This window comes from Streptomyces violaceoruber (assembly GCF_033406955.1).
Lineage (GTDB): Bacteria > Actinomycetota > Actinomycetes > Streptomycetales > Streptomycetaceae > Streptomyces > Streptomyces violaceoruber.
Map to the genome: position 1 here is coordinate 8110837 of NZ_CP137734.1, position 18767 is coordinate 8129603.

Sequence of the window (18767 nt, forward strand, 5' to 3'; positions counted from 1 at the left end):
GCTATGACCACGACCGAGGTGGAGCGTCCCGCGCCCACTCCCCGAGGCCCGACAGAGGCGCGCCGGCGCCGCGTTGCCGGTCTGGGGCTGCTCGCGGCGCTCCTCCTGGTCGCCGCGGCGGCCTCACTGGCCGTCGGCGCGCGTGCGCTCAGCCCCGCCGAGGTCTGGCACGGACTGTTCGCGGCGCCCGAGTCCGACCAGCGGCTCACCGAGATCAGGCTCATCGTGCAGACCGTGCGGGTGCCCCGCACGGTCCTCGCCGTCGTGGCGGGCATCGCGCTGGGCGTCGCAGGGGCGCTGATCCAGGGGTACACGCGCAACCCCATCGCCGACACGGGTCTCCTCGGGGTGAACTCCGGTGCCTCGTTCGCCGTGGTGTCGGGGATCGCCGCCTTCGGCTTCACCAGCCCGTTCCAGTACGTCTGGTTCGGCTTCGCGGGCGCTGCGGTCGCCGGTGTCGTGGTGTTCGGGCTGTCGAGCATCGGCCGGGGAGCGGGCAACCCGCTGACGCTCGCACTGGCCGGGCAGGGGGTCACGGTGTTCCTGGCGGCGATGACCACGGCCGTCGCGCTGACGGACAAGGCCTCGCTGAACGCTCTGCGGTTCTGGAACGCGGGCTCGCTGACCGGGGTCGGCTTCGACGTCATCGGGCCCGTGTCGGCCTTCATCGCCGCCGGGCTGCTGCTGGCGCTGACCACGCTGCCCTCGGTCAACCTGCTCAACCTGGGCGACGACGTGGCGCGGGGACTCGGGGTGAACATCGCGCTGACCCGCACCGTCGGCATCGTCGCCATCACCCTGCTGGCCGGGGCGGCGACGGCGGCCTGCGGCCCCATCGCCTTCCTCGGTCTCATGGTGGCCCACGTGGCCCGGTACCTGACCGGCCCGGACTACCGCTGGCTGGTCCCGTACGCCGGTCTGCTCGGGGCCGTGGTGCTGCTGGTCTGCGACATCGTGGGGCGCCTGGTCGTACGGCCGGGGGAACTGGACGCAGGGGTCGTCGTCTCGCTCCTCGGCGCACCGTTCTTCGCCGTCCTGGTGTGGCGCGGGAAGTTCAAGAGCGCGTGAACGGTACGGACATGAGGGCGGACGGGGCGGATGCGGCGGTGGACGTGAAGGCAGACGTGCGGACTTCGGTGGCGCCCGGCGTGCGGTTCGGCGGCCTGTCGTTCGTGTGGCGGCCCTGGGTCGCGGGCGTCACCCTGCTGCTGGCGGTGGCCGGCTTCCTGGTGTTCTGCCTGTCCATCGGGGTCGGCGACTTCCCCATCGCCCTGCCCCGGGTCGTCGCCACCGTCTTCGGCGGGGGCGAGCAGGTCGACCGGTTCGTGATCATGGACCTGCGGATGCCCCGCGCGCTCGCCGGGCTCGTCGTGGGCGTCGCGCTCGGGGTGTCCGGCGCCCTCACCCAGTCGATCGCCCGCAATCCGCTGGCCAGCCCGGACGTCCTCGGCATCACCAGCGGCGCCGGCGCGGTCGCGGTGTTCCTGGTGACGGTGTCCGGCGGCGCCGCCACGGCCGTGGCCGACTCCGTGGGCCTGTCGGCGGCGGCCCTGGCGGGCGGTCTCGGCACGGGGCTGCTGGTGTACTTCATGGCGTGGCGCCGCGGGATCGACGGCTTCCGGCTCATCCTCATCGGCATCTCGGTGAACGCCGTGATGCAGGCGATCACGACATGGCTGCTGGTCACGGCCGACATCAGGGACGTGGCCCGGGCCCAGGCGTGGCTGGTGGGCTCGCTGGACAACCGGTCCTGGGGCGAGGTGCACGTCGCGCTGTGGTGCACGCTCGTCCTGCTGGTCGTCGTGGCCTCGGTCGCCTTCCAGTTCAAGCCGCTGCACTTCGGCGACGACGTCGCCGCCGGACTCGGCGTCCGGTACGGGACGGTGCGCGCGGTCCTGCTGCTGTGCGCGGTGCTGCTGGCCGGTGTGGCGGTGAGCGCGGCGGGACCGGTGCCGTTCGTCGCGCTGGTGGCTCCGCAGGTGGCGATGCGGCTGGCCCGGTGCCCGACCCAGCCGCTGGTGGCCTCCGGTCTGGTGGGGGCGCTGCTGCTGACCGGCTCCGACCTTCTCGCGCGCACCGCCCTGCCCGTCTCGCTGCCGGTCGGCGTGGTCACCGCCGCCATCGGCGGCCCCTTCCTGGTCTATCTGCTGGTGCGGGCGAACCGCAGATAGCTGGTACAAAGTAAGGCGAGCCTAATCGAGGGGGCCTTGTGGTCGTTCAGTCCATCACCGGGACCGAGACGGAAGTTGTCGGCGCCTCACGGCTGGCGGCCCGGGGCGTCACCGTCGGGTACGGGACCCGGTCCGTCATCGACGGCCTCGACGTGGCGATCCCGCCCGGGGTGATCACCACCATCATCGGACCGAACGGCTGCGGCAAGTCGACCCTGCTGCGCACCCTGTCCCGGCTGCTCAGGCCGACCGGCGGAACGGTCGTGCTGGACGGCGAGGACATCGCCGCGCTCCGGACCCGCGACGTGGCGAAGAAGCTCGGCCTGCTGCCCCAGGCACCGGTGGCCCCGGAGGGGCTGACGGTGTCCGACCTGGTCGCCCGCGGCCGCCACCCGCACCAGAGCTGGCTGCGGCAGTGGTCCTCGGACGACGCCGACGTCGTACGGCAGGCGCTGGCCATGACCGGCGTGTCCGACCTCGCGGACCGGCCCGTCGACTCGCTGTCCGGTGGCCAGCGCCAGCGGGTGTGGATCTCGATGACCCTCGCCCAGGGCACCGACCTGCTGCTGCTGGACGAGCCGACCACCTATCTGGATCTCGCGCACGCGGTCGACGTGCTCGACCTCGTCGACGACCTGCACGAATCCGGGCGCACCGTGGTCATGGTGCTGCACGACCTCAACCTGGCCGCGCGCTACAGCGACAACCTCGTCGTCATGCGGGAGGGCGCGATCCTGGCGCAGGGGCACCCGCGCGACGTCATCACCGCCGGCCTGCTGCACGAGGCGTTCGGGCTGCGCGCCAAGGTGATCGACGACCCGGTCGGGGACCGCCCGCTCATCGTGCCGATCGGGCGCACCCATGTCGAACTCGACCGATCCGCGCCCGAGTTGTTGAAGTGAGGGTAGGCTTACCTCACATTGGTTGGCGCGACAGCAAAGGGATGCCCGGGATGCTCCTCAGAACAACGCGTACGAAGCCCTGGCGACGACTCGCGGCGGCCCTGTCCGCCGCCGCGCTCGGCGTCGGACTCCTCGCGGGGTGCGGATCCGACTCGGACGACCCGGCGGACGAGGCGGGCGGCGGCACCCCGGCCGCGGCCGGCGCCTTCCCGGTCACCGTGGAGCACGCGTTCGGAACGACGAAGATCGACAAGGCGCCCGAGCGGGTCGTCTCCGTCGGCTACACCGACGACCAGACCGTCCTGGCCTTCGGCATCAAGCCCGTCGGCATGGTCGACCAGTACCCGAACCCGGCCGGCCAGAGCCCCGACATCAACACCCAGTGGCCCTGGGTGAAGGACAAGTGGGGCGACACCAAGCCCGAGGTCGTCATGAAGAACGGGGACACGGGCCCCAACTTCGAGAAGATCGCCGCGCTGCGCCCCGACCTGATCGTCGCGGTCTACTCCGAGATCGACCAGGCCGCCTACGACAAGCTCTCCAAGATCGCGCCCACGGTGGGCCGCACCAAGGGCGAGAAGGAGCCGTTCAGCGCTCCCTGGCAGGACAACGCGCTGCACATCGCCAAGGCGCTCGGCAAGGCCGAGGAGGGCGAGAAGATGGTGGCCGACATCCAGGGCAAGCTGGACGCGGCCAAGCAGGCGCACCCCGAATTCGCGGACAAGACCGCGGTCGTGCTGTCCTGGTACAAGGACTCGGTGGCACCGTTCACCTCCACCGACGTGCGCGGACGGCTCGTGACCGGCATCGGCTTCAAGTACGAGACCGAGATCGACAAGGTCGCCGGCGGCGACTTCTACACCACGCTCTCGCCCGAACGCGTCGACCTGGTCGACGTGGACCGTGTCTTCGTCATCAACGACAAGGCGGACCAGGACGCGTTGAAGAAGTTCGAGCTGTTCACCAACCTGGACGCCGTCAAGAACGGCAAGGTGTCGTACCTGCTGGACAGCGAGGGCCCGGCGGTCGGCGCGGCCATCTCCCAGGGCACCCTGCTGTCCATGCCGTACGCCGTCGACGAACTCGTCAAGTCGGCCGGGTAGGTGTGAGCGCCACCGACACCCGCGTCGCCACGGCCCCGGCCGTCCTGCGCACCGCGACCGGAGGCGAGTCCGGCCGGTGGGTCGCGGCACACTGCCGCGAGGTGCCGTGGCTGACGGCCGCCACGGTTCTCACCACGGTGGCCGGAGCGGCACTCCAGGTGCTCCCCGTACTGCTGCTCGGCCGGGTGGTCGACGCGGTGGCGGGAGGCGAGTCGCAGGACGTCCTGGTCACGATCGGGATTCTGATGGTCGCCGCGGCGCTGCTCGGCGCGGTGGCGACCGCGGTGTCGACCTGTCTGATCGGACGGCTCGGCGCCGACCTGCTCGCCCGGCTGCGGGAGGGCGCCGTGCGCGCCGTCCTGGCGATGCCCAGCGCGCGGGTCGAACAGGTGGGCCGCGGCGACGTGCTGTCCCGGGTCGGCGACGACGTCGCCGTGATCTCCAAGGGAATCCGCACCGCCGTCCCCACGGTGTTCTCGGCCGGAGTCCTCGTCGCCATCGCCACCGCCGGCATGTTCGGGCTCGACTGGCGGCTCGGTCTGGCGGGAGCCGGTGCGCTGCCCGCGTACGCGCTGGCCCTGCGCTGGTACCTGCCGAGGTCCGCCCCGCTGTACCGGAAGCAGCGGGTGGCCCAGGCCGACCGGGCGCAGGCCCTGATCAGCGGCCTGAACGGCATCGACACCGTCCGGGCCTACCGGCTCGAGGGCGCCTTCCGGGAGCGGGTCACCCGGGAGTCGTGGCGGGTGCGCGAGCTCGGCATCGAGGTGTTCCGGTTCTTCGGCCGGTTCGTCGGCCGGGAGAACCGCGCCGAGTTCATCGGGCTGACGCTCATCATCGTGGTGGGCTACGCGCTGCTGGAGGCGGACGCGGCCACCCTGGGCGAGGTGTCCGCGGCACCGCTGCTCTTCCACCGGCTGTTCACCCCCCTGGGCGCCATCATGTTCACCTTCGACGAGGCGCAGAAGTCGGGCGCGAGCCTGACCCGGCTGGTCGGCGTGCTGGGGGAGGACGCGGCGGACCGACTGGTCGGCGACGCGTCCGTCGGGACGGCGGCGGCCGGAGCGTACCCGGTGACCGTGCGGGGGCTGACCTTCACCTATCCGGGCGCCGACGAACCGGTCCTCAGGGACGTCGACCTGACGATCCCGGCAGGGGGCTCGCTCGCCCTCGTGGGGGCGACGGGCGCGGGCAAGTCGACGCTGGCCGCGCTGGTCGCGGGCATCGGCACCCCGCAGGCGGGGTCGGTGCGTGTCGGGCCGGCCGACCTGGCGGAGCTGGACGAGGCCGGGGCGCGGGCCCTGGTGAGCATCCTGACCCAGGAGACGCACGTGTTCTCCGGTCCGCTCGCCGACGACCTGCGACTGGCCGCGCCGGAGGCCACCGACGCCGAACTCCTGGACGCCCTGCGCACCGTCGGCGCCGGTCAGTGGGTGGACGCGCTGCCCGACGGGCTGGACACACCCGTCGGTGAGGGCGGCGAGCGCCTCGACGTGACCAAGGTCGCCCAGATCGCGCTGGCCCGGCTGGTGCTCGGCCGGGCGCCCGTGGTGGTCCTGGACGAGTCGACCGCCGAGGCGGGCAGCGAGGGCGCCGCAGAGCTGGAACGTGCCGTGCTCGCCGCGTGCGCGGGACGCACCACGCTGTTCGTGGCCCACCGCCTGACCCAGGCGATGGCGGCGGACCGGATCGCCGTCCTGGACGCCGGACGGGTCGTCGAGGAGGGCACGCACGCGGAGTTGGTGGCTCTGGGCGGCCGCTACGCACGGCTGTGGCGGGCCTGGCGGGAGGGCGGCCGGGCGGGGTGTTAGGCATGCCTAAGTTAGGTTAGCCTGCCTTCATTCCTTGGAAGGGGCGTTGAGTCTTCGATGATGGAACCGACCGCTTCTCTCGTACGGCTTTCTCCCGCGCAGCTGGCCGGCCTGCGCCGCCGCACCGGCGACTTCTCCGACCAGGTCATCACCGAGGCGTGCGCCGTCGCACTGGCGTACTGGGCCGAGGGGCGCGGCCCCGCCGGACTCGACCTCGCCCCGGGCACCCTGTTCACCGACGTGCTCGGCTGGGCCGACAGCGGCGGTACCGCGCCCACCGGTTGGGGCGCCGACGCGGGGACCGTCACCGTCCCGGGCGGCGTCGTGTCCCACGAGGCGCAGCTCACGCTCGACGACCTGGCCGACTTCCCGGACCGCCCGCTCGGCACCGTCGGCCCCTGTGGCCCGGCGGAGCGGCTGGAGCTCCTCGCCGGGTGGAACGACACCGACGCCGACCGGGCCCGTCCCGGCCTGGTGGAGATGTTCCGCGAACAGGCGCGCGCCAGGCCGGACGCCGTGGCCGTCGTCGACGAGCGCCGCACCCTGACCTACCGTCAGATGGAGAAGCTGTCGGCCCAGTTGGCCCACCAGTTGCTCGCACGAGGGCTCGCCGCCGAAGACGTCGTCGGCATCTCCCTGGAACGCTCCGCCGAGATGGTGATCGGACTGCTCGCCGTCCTCCGGGCGGGCGGCGCGTTCGTCCCGCTCGACCCGCACTGGCCCGCCGAGCGCCGGGCCGTCGTCATCGAGGACGCCGGGGTCGTCGTGCAGCTCGACGCCTCGGGCGAGCCCGCCCCGGGCGAACCGGAAGCCGTGGCCGTCGACCTCGACGACTGGCGGTTCGGCGACCGTCCCACCGAGGACACCGGAGTCACCGTCCCCGGCGACGCCCTGGCCTACGTCATCTTCACCTCGGGCTCGACCGGGCGCCCCAAGGGCGCCATGATCCGGCACGAGGCGATCAGCGAGCGCCTGCTCTGGCAGATCCACGAGATCCTGGGCTTCGGCCACGACGACGCGTCCCTGTTCAAGGCGCCGCTGTCCTTCGACATCTCCATCAACGAGATCTTCCTGCCCCTCGTCAGCGGCGGCAGACTCGTCGTCCTGCGGCCCGGCGGCGAACGCGACCCGCACCATCTGCTGAGCGTGATCGACGAACAGCGCGTCACCTTCACCTACCTGGTCTCGTCCATGCTGGACGTGCTGCTGGAGATGGCCGGCGACTCGGGGCGCCTCGACAGCCTCCGTCACGTCTGGTGCGGCGGCGAGGTGCTCACGCCCGAACTCTACGAGCGCTTCCGCACCCGGCTCGACATCCCCCTCTACCACGGCTACGGACCCGCCGAGACGACGATCGGCGTGTCGCACGTCGTCTACCGGGGCGCGGCGGAGCGTCTGTCGACGTCGATCGGCCGGGCCAACCCCAACACCCGGCTGTACGTCCTGGACGACGAACTGCGCCCCGTCCCGGTCGGCGTCGGCGGCGAACTGTACGCCGGGGGGCTGCTGCTGGGCCGCGGCTACGTGAACGCGCCCGGCCTGACCGCGTCCAGGTTCGTGGCGAACCCCTTCGCCGACGACGGCTCCAGGCTCTACCGGACCGGCGACCTCGCACGCTTCGCCCCCGACGGCTCGCTCGACTTCCTCGGCCGCGCGGACAACCAGGTCAAGATCCGGGGCATGCGCCTGGAGATCGAGGACGTCGAGGTCGGCCTCGCCGAACACCCCCGCGTGCGCCACACCTGCGTCGTCGCGAGGAAGAACACGGCGGGCGGCACCTACCTGGTGGGATACGTCATCCCGGCCGCCGGACACGAGGACCTGCGGGCGGACGAGGTCAAGGCCTGGGCCGGCGAGCACATGGTGGAGTACATGCTGCCCACCCACGTGGTCGTGATGACGGAGTTCCCGCTCACCGCGAACGGCAAGCTCGACCGGAACGCGCTGCCCGAGCCCGTGATCCCCGCGGGCTCGTCCGCCCCGCCCACCACCGACGAGGAGCGGACGGTGTGCGCGGCGGTCGCGGCGCTGCTCCAACTCGACCGGGTCGGCGTCGACCAGGACTTCTTCCAGCTCGGCGGCGACAGCATCCTGGCCATCTCGCTGCTCGGCAGGCTGCGCGACGCGGGACTCTACGTCACGGCCCGGCAGATCTTCACCCACAGCACGGTGGGAGCACTGGCGGCGGTGGCGAGCCGCGAGGACACCACCGTCGTGGACCACCGTGACGTGCCCACCGGAAGCGTCGTGGGGTCGCCCGTCGTGCAGTGGCTCGGCGAGACCACGGACGCCATCGACGGGTTCGTCCAGTCGGTCGTGCTCAACACCCCGGCGGACCTGACCGCCGACGCCCTCGACCTGATCCTCGCCGCCGTGGTCCGCCGGCACCCCATGCTGCGGGCCAGGCTGGTGCGCGGCGAGCGCTGGGGATTCGACATCCCGGAGGCGGAGGCGGAGGCGGAGGCGGAGGCGGAGGCCGTACCGGCCGTGGCGCTCTGGCGGGAGAGCGACCAGCCGCTCGACGCGTGCCTCGCCCTCGCCACCGGGGAACTGGACCCGGTGGGCGGCGCGATGCTGCGCGCCGTCTGGCGCCGCGAGGCCCGGCAACTGGCCCTCGTCGTCCACCACGTGGTGATCGACGGCGTGTCCTGGCGGGTGCTGATGGACGACCTGGCCACGGCGTGGCGGCAGTTCACCTCGGGCACGGCGGTGGAACTCCCGTCGGGCGGAACGTCGTTCCGGCGCTGGACCCAACTGCTGGAACGCGCGGCGTTCGACGCGGACAGCGCCTACTACCGCCGCGCCCTGCCGGGGCCCGACGAGCCGTTGGGCGGTCGCCCCCTGCGCGCGGACGACACCGTGGCCCGCGAGCGGATTCGGACCGTGTCGATCGGCGCCACGGCCACGGCCGCGCTCCTGGGCGACACACCCGCGAAGTTCCACACGGGGATCAACGACGTCCTGGTGACCGCGCTCGCCGTCGCCCTCGCCCGACGGCGCCACGATCTCGGCCAGACCCAGACCTTCGCGCACATTGAACTCGAGGGCCACGGCCGCGAGGCCGCGTTCGTCGCCCCCTCCGCCGGCTTCGAGCCGGAACTCTCCAGGACCGTGGGCTGGTTCACGACCCTCTTCCCGGTGACCGTCGACCCCGGCACCGCCCCGGACCCGACCGCACCCGCGTACCTGTCCGCCGCGCTGAAGGCGGTCAAGGAGGACCTCGCACGCGTACCGGACCACGGTGTCTCCTACGGCGCGCTGCGCCATCTGGCCCGGGTCGCCTTCGACGCACCCGCCCCCCAGGTGCTCTTCAACTATCTGGGCCGCTTCGACGCGGGCTCGTCGGACGATTGGCAACTCGCCAGTGTCAACGGACAGTTGGGCGAGAAGCGGGACCCGCGCATGCGACTGCCCCGGGCCCTGGAATTCAACGCGATCGCCGAACCCGACGCCACCGGCGCGTACACACTGGTCACCGCGATCTCCTGGCCGGACGGCATGTTCACCGACACGGACATCACCACCCTCGGCGCGTACTACGTCGAGGCGCTCACGGGGCTGGCCGCCCTGGAGAACGGCGGCCACTCGCCCAGCGACTTCCACCCACTGCCGCTCACCCAGGCGGACGTCGACGCCCTGGACGGCCCGGCGCTGCGGGACATCCTCCCGCTGACCCCGTTGCAGGAGGGCCTGTACTTCCACTCGGTCTACGACGGCGACGCCACCGGCAGCTACGTCGAGCAGCAACTGCTCACCCTGGAGGGCGAGGTGGACCCCGGCCGACTGGCCGCGGCGGCCACCCGCCTGCTGACCCTCCACCCGAACCTGGCCGCCCGCTTCGTGCCCCTGGCCGACGGCCGTGTGGTCTCCGTACTGGAGAGCGGACGCGAGGCGCCCTTCACCGTCCTGGACCGCCCCGGCATCACCGACGACGAGATCCGCGCCCACGCGGAGCACGACCGCCGCGCCGGATTCGACCTGGCCACCGGCCCGCCGATGCGCTACACCCTCATCCGCTCGGGAGCCCGCAGACACGTCCTGGTGCAGACGGTGCACCACATCGTCGCCGACGGCTGGTCCGTGCCGCCCATGCTGCGCACCCTGCTGGCCGAATACCGGGCACCGGGCTCCGGACACGCGCTCGGCGGCTTCCCCGAGCACGTGCGCCGGCTCGCCGCACGCGACGGCGCCGCGAGCGACCGGGTGTGGGACGAGCAACTGGCGGACCTCCCCGGCCCGTCGCTGATCGCCGAGGGGCACCCGCCCTCCGCGCACTTCGCCGACACCGCGACGACGGCGGACACCGACGTCGACGCGTCCGCCCGGGCGGCCGGTGTGCCGCTGAGCGTCGCCGTGCACGGCGCCTGGGCCCTCACCCTGGGCGGCATCCTGCACCGCGACGACGTGGTGTTCGGCTCCACGGTGTCCGGGCGCGACGCGGACGTGCCCGGCATCGGGGACATGGTGGGCCTGTTCATCAACACGATACCCCTGCGCGCCCGCTGGGCCGACACCACGACCGCGCGAGAACTCCTGACCGCCGTCAGGACGCACCAGGCCGCGGTGCTGCCGCACCAGCACGTCTCGCTGGCGCGCATCGCCCGCCGGGCCGGGGCCGGAGCGCTCTTCGACACCCTCGTGGTGTTCGACGTGGCGACCGACGTGGCCGGACTGCGGCGGCCCGGCGACCCCCTCGCCGTCACCGGCATCGTCAACGAGGGCGCCCCGCACTACCCGCTGACGCTGGTGGTCGAGCGCACACCGGACGGCCGCCCGCGCTTCAACCTGATCCATGACGCCGAGCTGCTGCGGGAACCCGAGGTCCGCGAGATCCTGCGCACCTTCACCCGGACCCTGACCCATCTGCTCACCCGGCCGGAGGCACCGGTCGGCGGCCTGGCGTCCGAGGGCACTGGGCGGGTCGAGCCGGTCTCGCCGGCCACCCTGGGCGAACTGTTCGACGCCGCGGCGCGCCGCGACCCGGCCGCCGCCGCCGTCACCCAGTGCGCCCTCGACGGCGCCACCCGCTCCCTGACCTACGGTGAACTGTCCCTGGCCAAGGATGAGTTGGTCGCCGTCCTGCGGGCGGCCGGGGTCGGTCCCGGCAAGCGGGTCGCCGTCGCCGTGCCGCGCTCCGTCGAGCAGGTCGTCGCCCTGGTCGCCGTCGTCGGCGCGGGCGGCGCCTACCTACCACTGGACCTGGCGTACCCCGACGAGCGACTGGAGTACGTCCTCGCCGACTCCGCCCCGCAGGTCGTCCTCGTGACCCCGGAGCAGCGCGACCGGTTCGCGCGGCTGCTGGACCGCGCGAACGTGCCGGCCCGCCTGCTCGTATTGGGGGAGGAGCCCCCGCCCACCGCCGCGGAGCCCGGACCCGCGGCCCGCTGGCACGACCCCGCGTACGTGATCTACACCTCCGGATCGACCGGCCGGCCCAAGGGCGTCGTCGTCCCCCACTCCAGCGTGGTGACGCTGCTCGCCAACACCCGGCCCGTCATGGACTTCGGCCCGGACGACGTGTGGGTCCATTTCCACTCCTTCTCCTTCGACTTCGCCGTCTGGGAGCTGTGGGGCGCTCTCACGCACGGCGGTGAGCTGCTGGTGCCGGACTACGGTCTGACCCGTTCCCCGGTCGACTTCCACCGCCTGGTCCGCGAGCGCGGGGTCACGGTGCTCAACCAGACCCCGTCGGCCTTCCACCGGTTCGCCGAGGCCGACCGGCACGCGGGCGAGCCGCTGCCCGCACTGCGCAGGATCATCTTCGGCGGCGAGGGACTGGACCTCGCACGGCTGCGCGACTGGGTGGCACGGCACGGCACCGAGTCGCCGGAACTGGTCAACATGTACGGCATCACCGAGACCACCGTCCACGTCACCCACCGCGTGCTGACCGCCGCCGACTTCGCCCCCGGCGACCGTGCCGCCAGCCCGATCGGCGGCCCGGTACCCGGCCTCGTCACCCACCTGCTCGACGACCGGCTCCGCCCGGTGCCGCCGGGCCGGGTGGGCGCCATCTACGTCGCCGGCGACCAGGTGTCGCTCGGCTACCTCGGCAGGCCCGGGCTCACCGCCGGCCGGTTCGTGGCGAACCCGTTCACGGCCGACGGATCCCGGATGTACCACACCGGCGACCTCGCCCGCCGCACCCTCGACGGGCAGCTGGAGTTCGCCGGCCGCGCCGACGACCAGGTGCAGCTCAAGGGCTTCCGCATCGAACCGGGCGAGGTGGAGTCCGCGATCCGCGACCTCGACGGCGTGGTGGACGCCGCCGTCACCGTGGCGGACACCGACGACCATCTGGTCGCGCACGTCGTGGGCCGGGTGCCCGCGGACCTCACCGGACTCCTGTCGGCGAAGCTGCCCGCGCACATGGTGCCCGGCCGGGTGCTGCCCGTGGACGCCCTGCCGCTGACGGTCAACGGCAAGCTCGACCGCAGGGCACTGGCCGAGCGCGCGACACGCACGCCGAGCGCGGAGCCCGCACCGCACGGCGGGAACGACTCCGTACTCGCCACACTCGTCGGCCTCTTCGCCGAGACGCTGCCCGGCTCCGCACCGGACGCCGACACCGACTTCTTCGCTGCCGGAGGCGACAGCATCGTCGCCATCACCGTGATCAACCGGGCCAGGGCGGCCGGCCTGCCCGTCGCACCCCGCGACGTGTTCCTGCTCCGGACACCCCGCGCGCTCGCGGAGCACCTGGCGACGCGCACACCGCCGCCCGAGGCTTCCTCCGCGCCCACCGGCCACCAGGACGGCCCGCTGCCACCGACACCGATCATGCTGCGCCAACGCGAACTGGGCGGATCACTCGCCCGGTTCGCCCAGGCCAGGACAGTGTCCGCACCCGAAGGAACCGGTTTCGCCGACGCGGAACGCGCCGCGCGCGCCGTCGTCGCCGCCCACCCGGCCCTGCGGCTGCGGCTCCGCGTCGAGCACGGGGTGTGGTCGCTGAGCACGGAACCCGCCCGCGAGGTCGCGGTGACCCGCGGGTCCGGAACCGACGTGGCGCAGACGGCCGACGAGGCGGCCGGGCGGCTCGATCCGGAGAACGGCGACATCGTCGCGTTCACCTGGCTGGAGACCAGCCGCACCCTGGTGGTCGCCGTACACCACCTCGCCGTCGACGCCGTGTCCTGGCTGATCCTGCTGGACGACCTGGCCGCCGCGATGCGCGGGGCGGTCCCGGCACCGCCGACCACGCCCTACGCCGAGTACGCACGGGCGCTCACGCACCGGGCCGCACAGCAGACCGACGGCCTGGACCACTGGATCAGCACGCTCGGCGCCCCCGCACCGCTGCCCGCCGCCGGGAAGCGGCGCGAGACGACAGTCGTCCTCGCCCCCGACGTGAGCGACCGCGTGACCCGCACCGCACCCGCCGCACTGGGCCTCGGCCTCACCGAGCTGCTGTGCGGCGCGCTGCGCACCGCGCTGACCCGCGTCCAGCGGACGCCCACCGATCTCGCGATCGACCTGGAACGGCACGGCCGGGTCCCGGCTCTCGACCACCACGACTACACCCGCACCGTCGGCTGGTTCACCGCCATCGCGCCCGTACGGCTCACCGCGCACACCGACCCCGTCGCCGCGGCGCGCGAGGTCACCGCACGCCGGCCGGACGAGCACGCGCACGTGGCCTACGGCGGCCTCAGGTACCTCAACCCGCAGACCGCGCCGCTGCTCGGCACCGCCCGGCCGCAAGCGCTGTTCAACTACCTGGGCCGCGGTGCCGAGTCGGACGCACCGCGTCTCACCGGCGCCGACGCGGGCAGCCCGTACGCCGTCGAGGTGAACGCCTGGACCGACGCGGCCACCGGCGGCCTGCACGCGGCCTTCACCCTCGCCGAGGGCGTCCCGGACGAGATCACCGAGCACTGGCACCGCGCACTGGAACGGATCGCCGATGCCGCCGCGACGGCCGAGCGCACGGCACCCGTCACTCCCCTCCAACGGGGCCTGTACTTCCAGGCCCAGCTCACGGGCCCGGCCGGACACTACGTCGCCCAGAGCTACTTCACCTTCGAACGGCGCCTGGACCCGGACGCGTTGTCCCGGGCGGCGGCCTGTGTGCTCGCCCGGCACCCGGCCGCCGGCGCGGGCTTCACCACGGACGAGGACGGCAACCCCGTCCAAGTCCTCGCCGCGGGCCGCCGCATCGACGTCCACACGGTCGAGGCGGCGACGGACGCCGAGGTCGACGCCCTGCGCCTCGGGGACCGGGAACGCGGATTCGACCCCGCCGAGCCGCCGCTGATCCGCCTGACCGTGGTGCGCCTGCCCGACGACCGCGACGGCCTGCTGCTCAGCTACCACCTGCTGCTGTGGGACGGTTGGTCGCGCGAGATCGTGCTGCGCGACCTGTTCGACGCCTACCGTGCCGTCCTGGCGGGCGAGCCCCTCGACCCCGGGCCCGCCGCGCCGGGCTTCGAGGACCACGCCCGGGCCCTGGCCGCCAGGGACCCGGCCCCCTCGGAACGCTTCTGGGCACGGCACCTGGCCGGCCTGTCCGGCCCCACCCTGCTCGCCGGACCGGCGCCCGCCCTCCCCGACGACCTGCCGCGCGCACTCGCGCACACGCTGACCGCCGAACGGTCGGACGCGCTGAGGGCGGCCGCCAGGACGTACGGCGTCACGCTGAACTCGGTGCTGACGGGCGCCTTCGGCCTCCTCCTGGGCGCCCGCACCGGCCGTGCGGACGCCGTCTTCGGCGTGACCGTCTCCGGCCGCGAGGGCGAAGGGCTGGCCGACATCGTCGGCGTACTGCTCAACACCGTGCCCATGTGGACCCGGGCCCGGCCGCACGACACCGTCCGCGCCTACCTCACGGCCGTGCAGGAGGCCAGGGTCGACGCCATGGAGCACGAACACCTCGGGCTCGGCGAGATCCAGCGGGCCAGCGGCCACGACACACTGTTCGACAACCTGTTCGTCCTCCAGAACTTCCTGGACCTGGACGCCTTCGCCGAGATGAACGCCCGGCACGGCATCACCTCGGTGCGGGCCGACGACTCCACCCACTATCCCTTCACCTGGGTGGTCACCCCCGGCGACCGGCTCACCGTCAAACTGGAGTACCGCGACCACGACACCGCCCACGCCCGGGCCCTCCTCGACGACTACCTCCGGGTGCTCGACGACCTGGCCGGACGCAGCGGGGCCGCCGAGTCCCGCGCGCCGATCGGCGCCCTGCCCGGCCTGGCCCCCGCCCCCGAGCCCGCGCCGCGCACCGGGATCGGCACGGACACCGTCGTGGACCGCTTCGACCGGGCGGCCGACCGGGAACCGGACCGGACGGCGCTGGTCGCCCACGGCTCCACCATGACCTTCGCGCACCTGCGGGACCGCAGCCGGGCCGTGGCGGGTGTGCTGGCCCGGCGCGGCATCGGCCCCGGGGCGACGGTGGGCCTCGCCCTCCCGCGCTCCCTGGACTCGATCGTGGCGCTCTTCGCCGTACTGCGCACCGGCGCCGCCTATGTGCCGCTGGAACTGGACCACCCCGACGAGCGGATCGCCGCCATCGTCGCGGACGCCCGCCCCGACGCCGTACTCACGGTGAGCGCCGTGACGCCCCGGCTCACCGGCGGCCCGGACCTGATCGAGCTGGACCGGCCGCTGCCGGACGCCGAGTCGTGCGTGACCTTCGCGCCGGACGACCCCGACCGGCTGCGGCACCCCGCGTACACGATCTACACCTCCGGCTCGACCGGCCGGCCCAAGGGCGTGGTGACCGAGTACGCCGGACTCACCAACATGCTCGTCAACCACCGGCGCCGGATCTTCGAACCGGTCCTGGCGCGGCACGGTCACCGCACCTTCCGCGTCGCCCACACCGTGTCCTTCGCCTTCGACATGTCGTGGGAGGAGCTGCTGTGGCTCGCCGACGGCCACGAAGTGCACGTCTGCGACGAGGAGTTGCGCCGCGACGCACCCCGGCTGGTCGCGTACTGCCTGGAGCACGGGATCGACGTCGTCAACGTCACCCCGACCTACGCGCAGCAACTGCTCGCCGAGGGCCTGCTCGACGACCCGGCCCGCCGGCCCGCGCTGGTGCTGCTGGGCGGCGAGGCGGTCACCCCCGCACTGTGGAAGCGGCTGGCCGCGACCGAGGGCACCGTCGGCTACAACCTGTACGGCCCCACCGAATACACCATCAACACCCTTGGGGTCGGCACCTTCGAGTGCCCGGACCCGGTGGTGGGCGTCGCGATCGACAACACCGACGTGTACGTGCTGGACCCGTGGCTGCGGCCGCTGCCCGACGGCGTGCCCGGCGAGCTGTACGTCGCGGGGGTCGGCATCGCGCGCGGCTATCTCGGGCAGCCCGCCCAGACCGCGCACCGCTTCGTCGCCTGCCCGTTCGGCGCACCCGGCGAGCGCATGTACCGCACCGGTGACCTGGTGGTGCGACGCCCCGACGGCAACCTGATGTACCTCGGCCGCACCGACCAGCAGGTCAAGATCCGCGGCCACCGGGTCGAACCCGGCGAGGTCGAGGCCGCGTTCGCCGCCCACCCCGCGGTGCGGTTCGTGGCCGCCGTCGCCCAGCCCGACCCGCAGGTCGACGGCGCCCACCGGCTGGCCGCCTACCTCGTGCTGGACGGTGCCGATCTGGCCGAGGTCGCCGCCCAGGTGGGCGCCTCGCTGCCGGACTTCCTGCGTCCCACCCACTACGCCCAGGTCGACCGCATCCCGCTGACCGTGAACGGGAAGGCCGACACCAAGGCGCTCCCGGAGGCCAGGCCGCTGGGCGCGCTGACCACGGCGGGGGAGCGCGCGCCGCGGACGGAGACCGAGACGACGGTGTGCGCACTCTTCGCCGAGGCCCTGGACCTGGACGACGACGAGGTGAGCGCCGTGAGCGACTTCGTGGCCCTCGGCGGCCACTCCATGCTGGCGGTGCGGCTGACCGGGCTGCTCCGCCGGGAGTACGGTCCAGTGATCACCATCCGAGATCTGTTCACCCTGCGAACCCCGGAAGCGATTGCCCGCCACCTCGATGACCACTCCTGACACACAGCGGCCCCGCGCGGGGTCCCACATCCTCCGCACCGCCCTGCGGCGCAACGTCGGCGCGATGGCGTGGGGCACCCTCCTCATGGGTCTCTACCAGGCCGGTGAGACCGCCTTCCCCATCGCGCTCGGCCTGATCGTCGAGCACACCATGCGGGACCGGAGCCCGCAGGCGCTCGGCGTCTCCGTCGCCGCCCTGGCCGTGATCATCACGACGGTGTCCCTGTCCTGGCGGTTCGGGATGCGGATCCTGCAGAAGGCCAACACCACGGAGGCGCACCACTGGCGGGTCCGGGTCGCGGGCCGCGGACTCCAGCCGGTGGCCAGGGACGTCGACCTCAAGTCCGGCGAGGTGCTGACCATCGCCACCGAGGACGCCGACCAGACCGCCGACATCATCGAGGTGGTGCCGCTGCTGATCAGCTCGCTGGTGGCGGTGGTGATCGCGGCGGTGGCGCTGGGGCTGGCCGACGTCCGGCTCGGACTGCTGGTCATCGTGGGCACCGTCGCGATCCTGTCCGTCCTGAGCGTGATGTCCAGGCGCATCGGCTCCAGCACCCGCGAGCAGCAGGCCCGGGTGGCCCGGGCCGGCGCCAAGGTCGCCGACCTCATCATCGGCCTGCGCCCGCTGCACGGCTTCGGCGGCAACCACGCGGCGTTCCGCTCCTACCGCGAGATCAGCACGGAGGCGAAGCGCCAGTCCGTCACCGTCGCCCGGGTGAGCGGCGTCTACGCGGGCACGGCGCTCGCCCTCAACGCGGTGCTCGCCGCCGCGGTCACCCTCACGGCGGGCTGGCTGGCCTTCCGGGGCCGGATCGGCATCGGCGAGCTGGTCATGGCCGTGGGCCTCGCGCAGTTCATCATGGAACCGCTGAAGCTGTTCTCGGAGATGCCCAAGTACGTGATGATCGCGCGTGCCTCGGCCGAACGGATGGCGCTCGTCCTCGCCGCGCCGCCGGTGACGACACCGGGGACGGGGCGACCGGCCGCGGGCGGGGACCTGGAGGTCGACGGCGTGCGGCACGGGGCACTGCGCAAGGTGCGGTTCCGGGTCCGCGCCGGCGAGTTCGTGGCCGTCGCGGCGTACCAGCCGCTCGCGGCGGCCGATCTCGCCGCGGTCCTGGCCCTGAACGTCCCGCCCGACACCTACGAGGGGACGGTCCGGGTCGGCGGACGTGACCTCGCGGAACTGGCGGTCGAGGAGGTCCGCGAGCACCTGCTGGTCAACCCCTACGACGGCGAGATCTTCGCGGGCACCCTCCGTTCCAACATCGACCCCTCGGGCACCAGCCGGACCGTCCCCGAAGCCGTCGAGGCCTCGATGCTGACCGACGTCGTCGCCCTGCACCGCGAGGGACTCGACTACGCCGTCCGCGACCGCGGCGCCAACCTCTCCGGCGGGCAGCGCCAACGGCTGTCCCTGGCCCGCGCCCTGGCCGCCGACAGCGAGGTCCTGGTGCTGCGCGACCCGACGACGGCCGTGGACGCGGTCACCGAACAGCTCATCGCGCGGGGCGTCGCCAAGCTGCGCCGGGACCGCACCACCCTGGTGATCACCAGCAGCCCCGCCCTGCTGGACGCCGCCGACCGCGTCCTCGTCCTGGACGAGGGCGTCATCACCGCCGAGGACACGCACCGCAACCTCCTCGCCACCGACGAGGCGTACTGCGTGGCGGTGACGCGGTGACGCGGTGACCGGGCCGACCGGGACCGGGCGGGACCGGGATCGGGCGGACCGGGATCGGGCGGACCGGGATCGGGCGGACCGGG

Annotated in this window: 7 protein-coding genes; all 7 read left to right on the forward strand. The window is 73.2% G+C overall.

Translation table 11 applies throughout. The features are described from left to right. Positions 1-3 precede the first annotated feature (3 nt). Genes R2E43_RS36645 through R2E43_RS36675 form a run of 7 tightly spaced genes read left to right on the forward strand, consistent with a single transcriptional unit; the run spans position 4 to position 18684 of the window. A complete protein-coding gene (locus R2E43_RS36645; RefSeq protein WP_030862652.1) occupies positions 4-1068 on the forward strand; it encodes a FecCD family ABC transporter permease in 1065 nt (354 codons plus the stop codon). A gap of 11 nt (positions 1069-1079) precedes the next feature. Next, on the forward strand, positions 1080-2171 hold the full coding sequence (locus tag R2E43_RS36650) for a FecCD family ABC transporter permease (RefSeq protein WP_332057006.1): 1092 nt from the start codon (positions 1080-1082) through the stop codon (positions 2169-2171). A 38-nt stretch (positions 2172-2209) separates the two neighbouring features. Beyond that, positions 2210-3073, forward strand: a complete 864-nt coding sequence (locus R2E43_RS36655; RefSeq protein WP_016325139.1) for an ABC transporter ATP-binding protein — start codon at positions 2210-2212, stop codon at positions 3071-3073. 50 nt (positions 3074-3123) lie between these two features. Then, on the forward strand, positions 3124-4176 hold the full coding sequence (locus R2E43_RS36660; RefSeq protein ID WP_003978370.1) for an iron-siderophore ABC transporter substrate-binding protein: 1053 nt from the start codon (positions 3124-3126) through the stop codon (positions 4174-4176). Positions 4177-4178: 2 nt separating this feature from the next. Beyond that, the gene (locus R2E43_RS36665; RefSeq protein WP_011027157.1) at positions 4179-5984 is read left to right on the forward strand and encodes an ABC transporter ATP-binding protein; all 1806 of its coding nucleotides are present in this window, start codon (positions 4179-4181) and stop codon (positions 5982-5984) included. Positions 5985-6041: 57 nt separating this feature from the next. After that, positions 6042-16997, forward strand: coding sequence for a non-ribosomal peptide synthetase (locus R2E43_RS36670; protein WP_332057007.1), 10956 nt, complete (start codon positions 6042-6044; stop codon positions 16995-16997). Continuing rightward, entirely contained in the window at positions 16984-18684 is a 1701-nt protein-coding gene (locus R2E43_RS36675) for an ABC transporter ATP-binding protein (protein WP_319230411.1), read from the forward strand. Before R2E43_RS36670 ends, R2E43_RS36675 begins: the two co-directional genes overlap by 14 nt. The last annotated feature ends 83 nt before the right edge of the window (positions 18685-18767 follow it).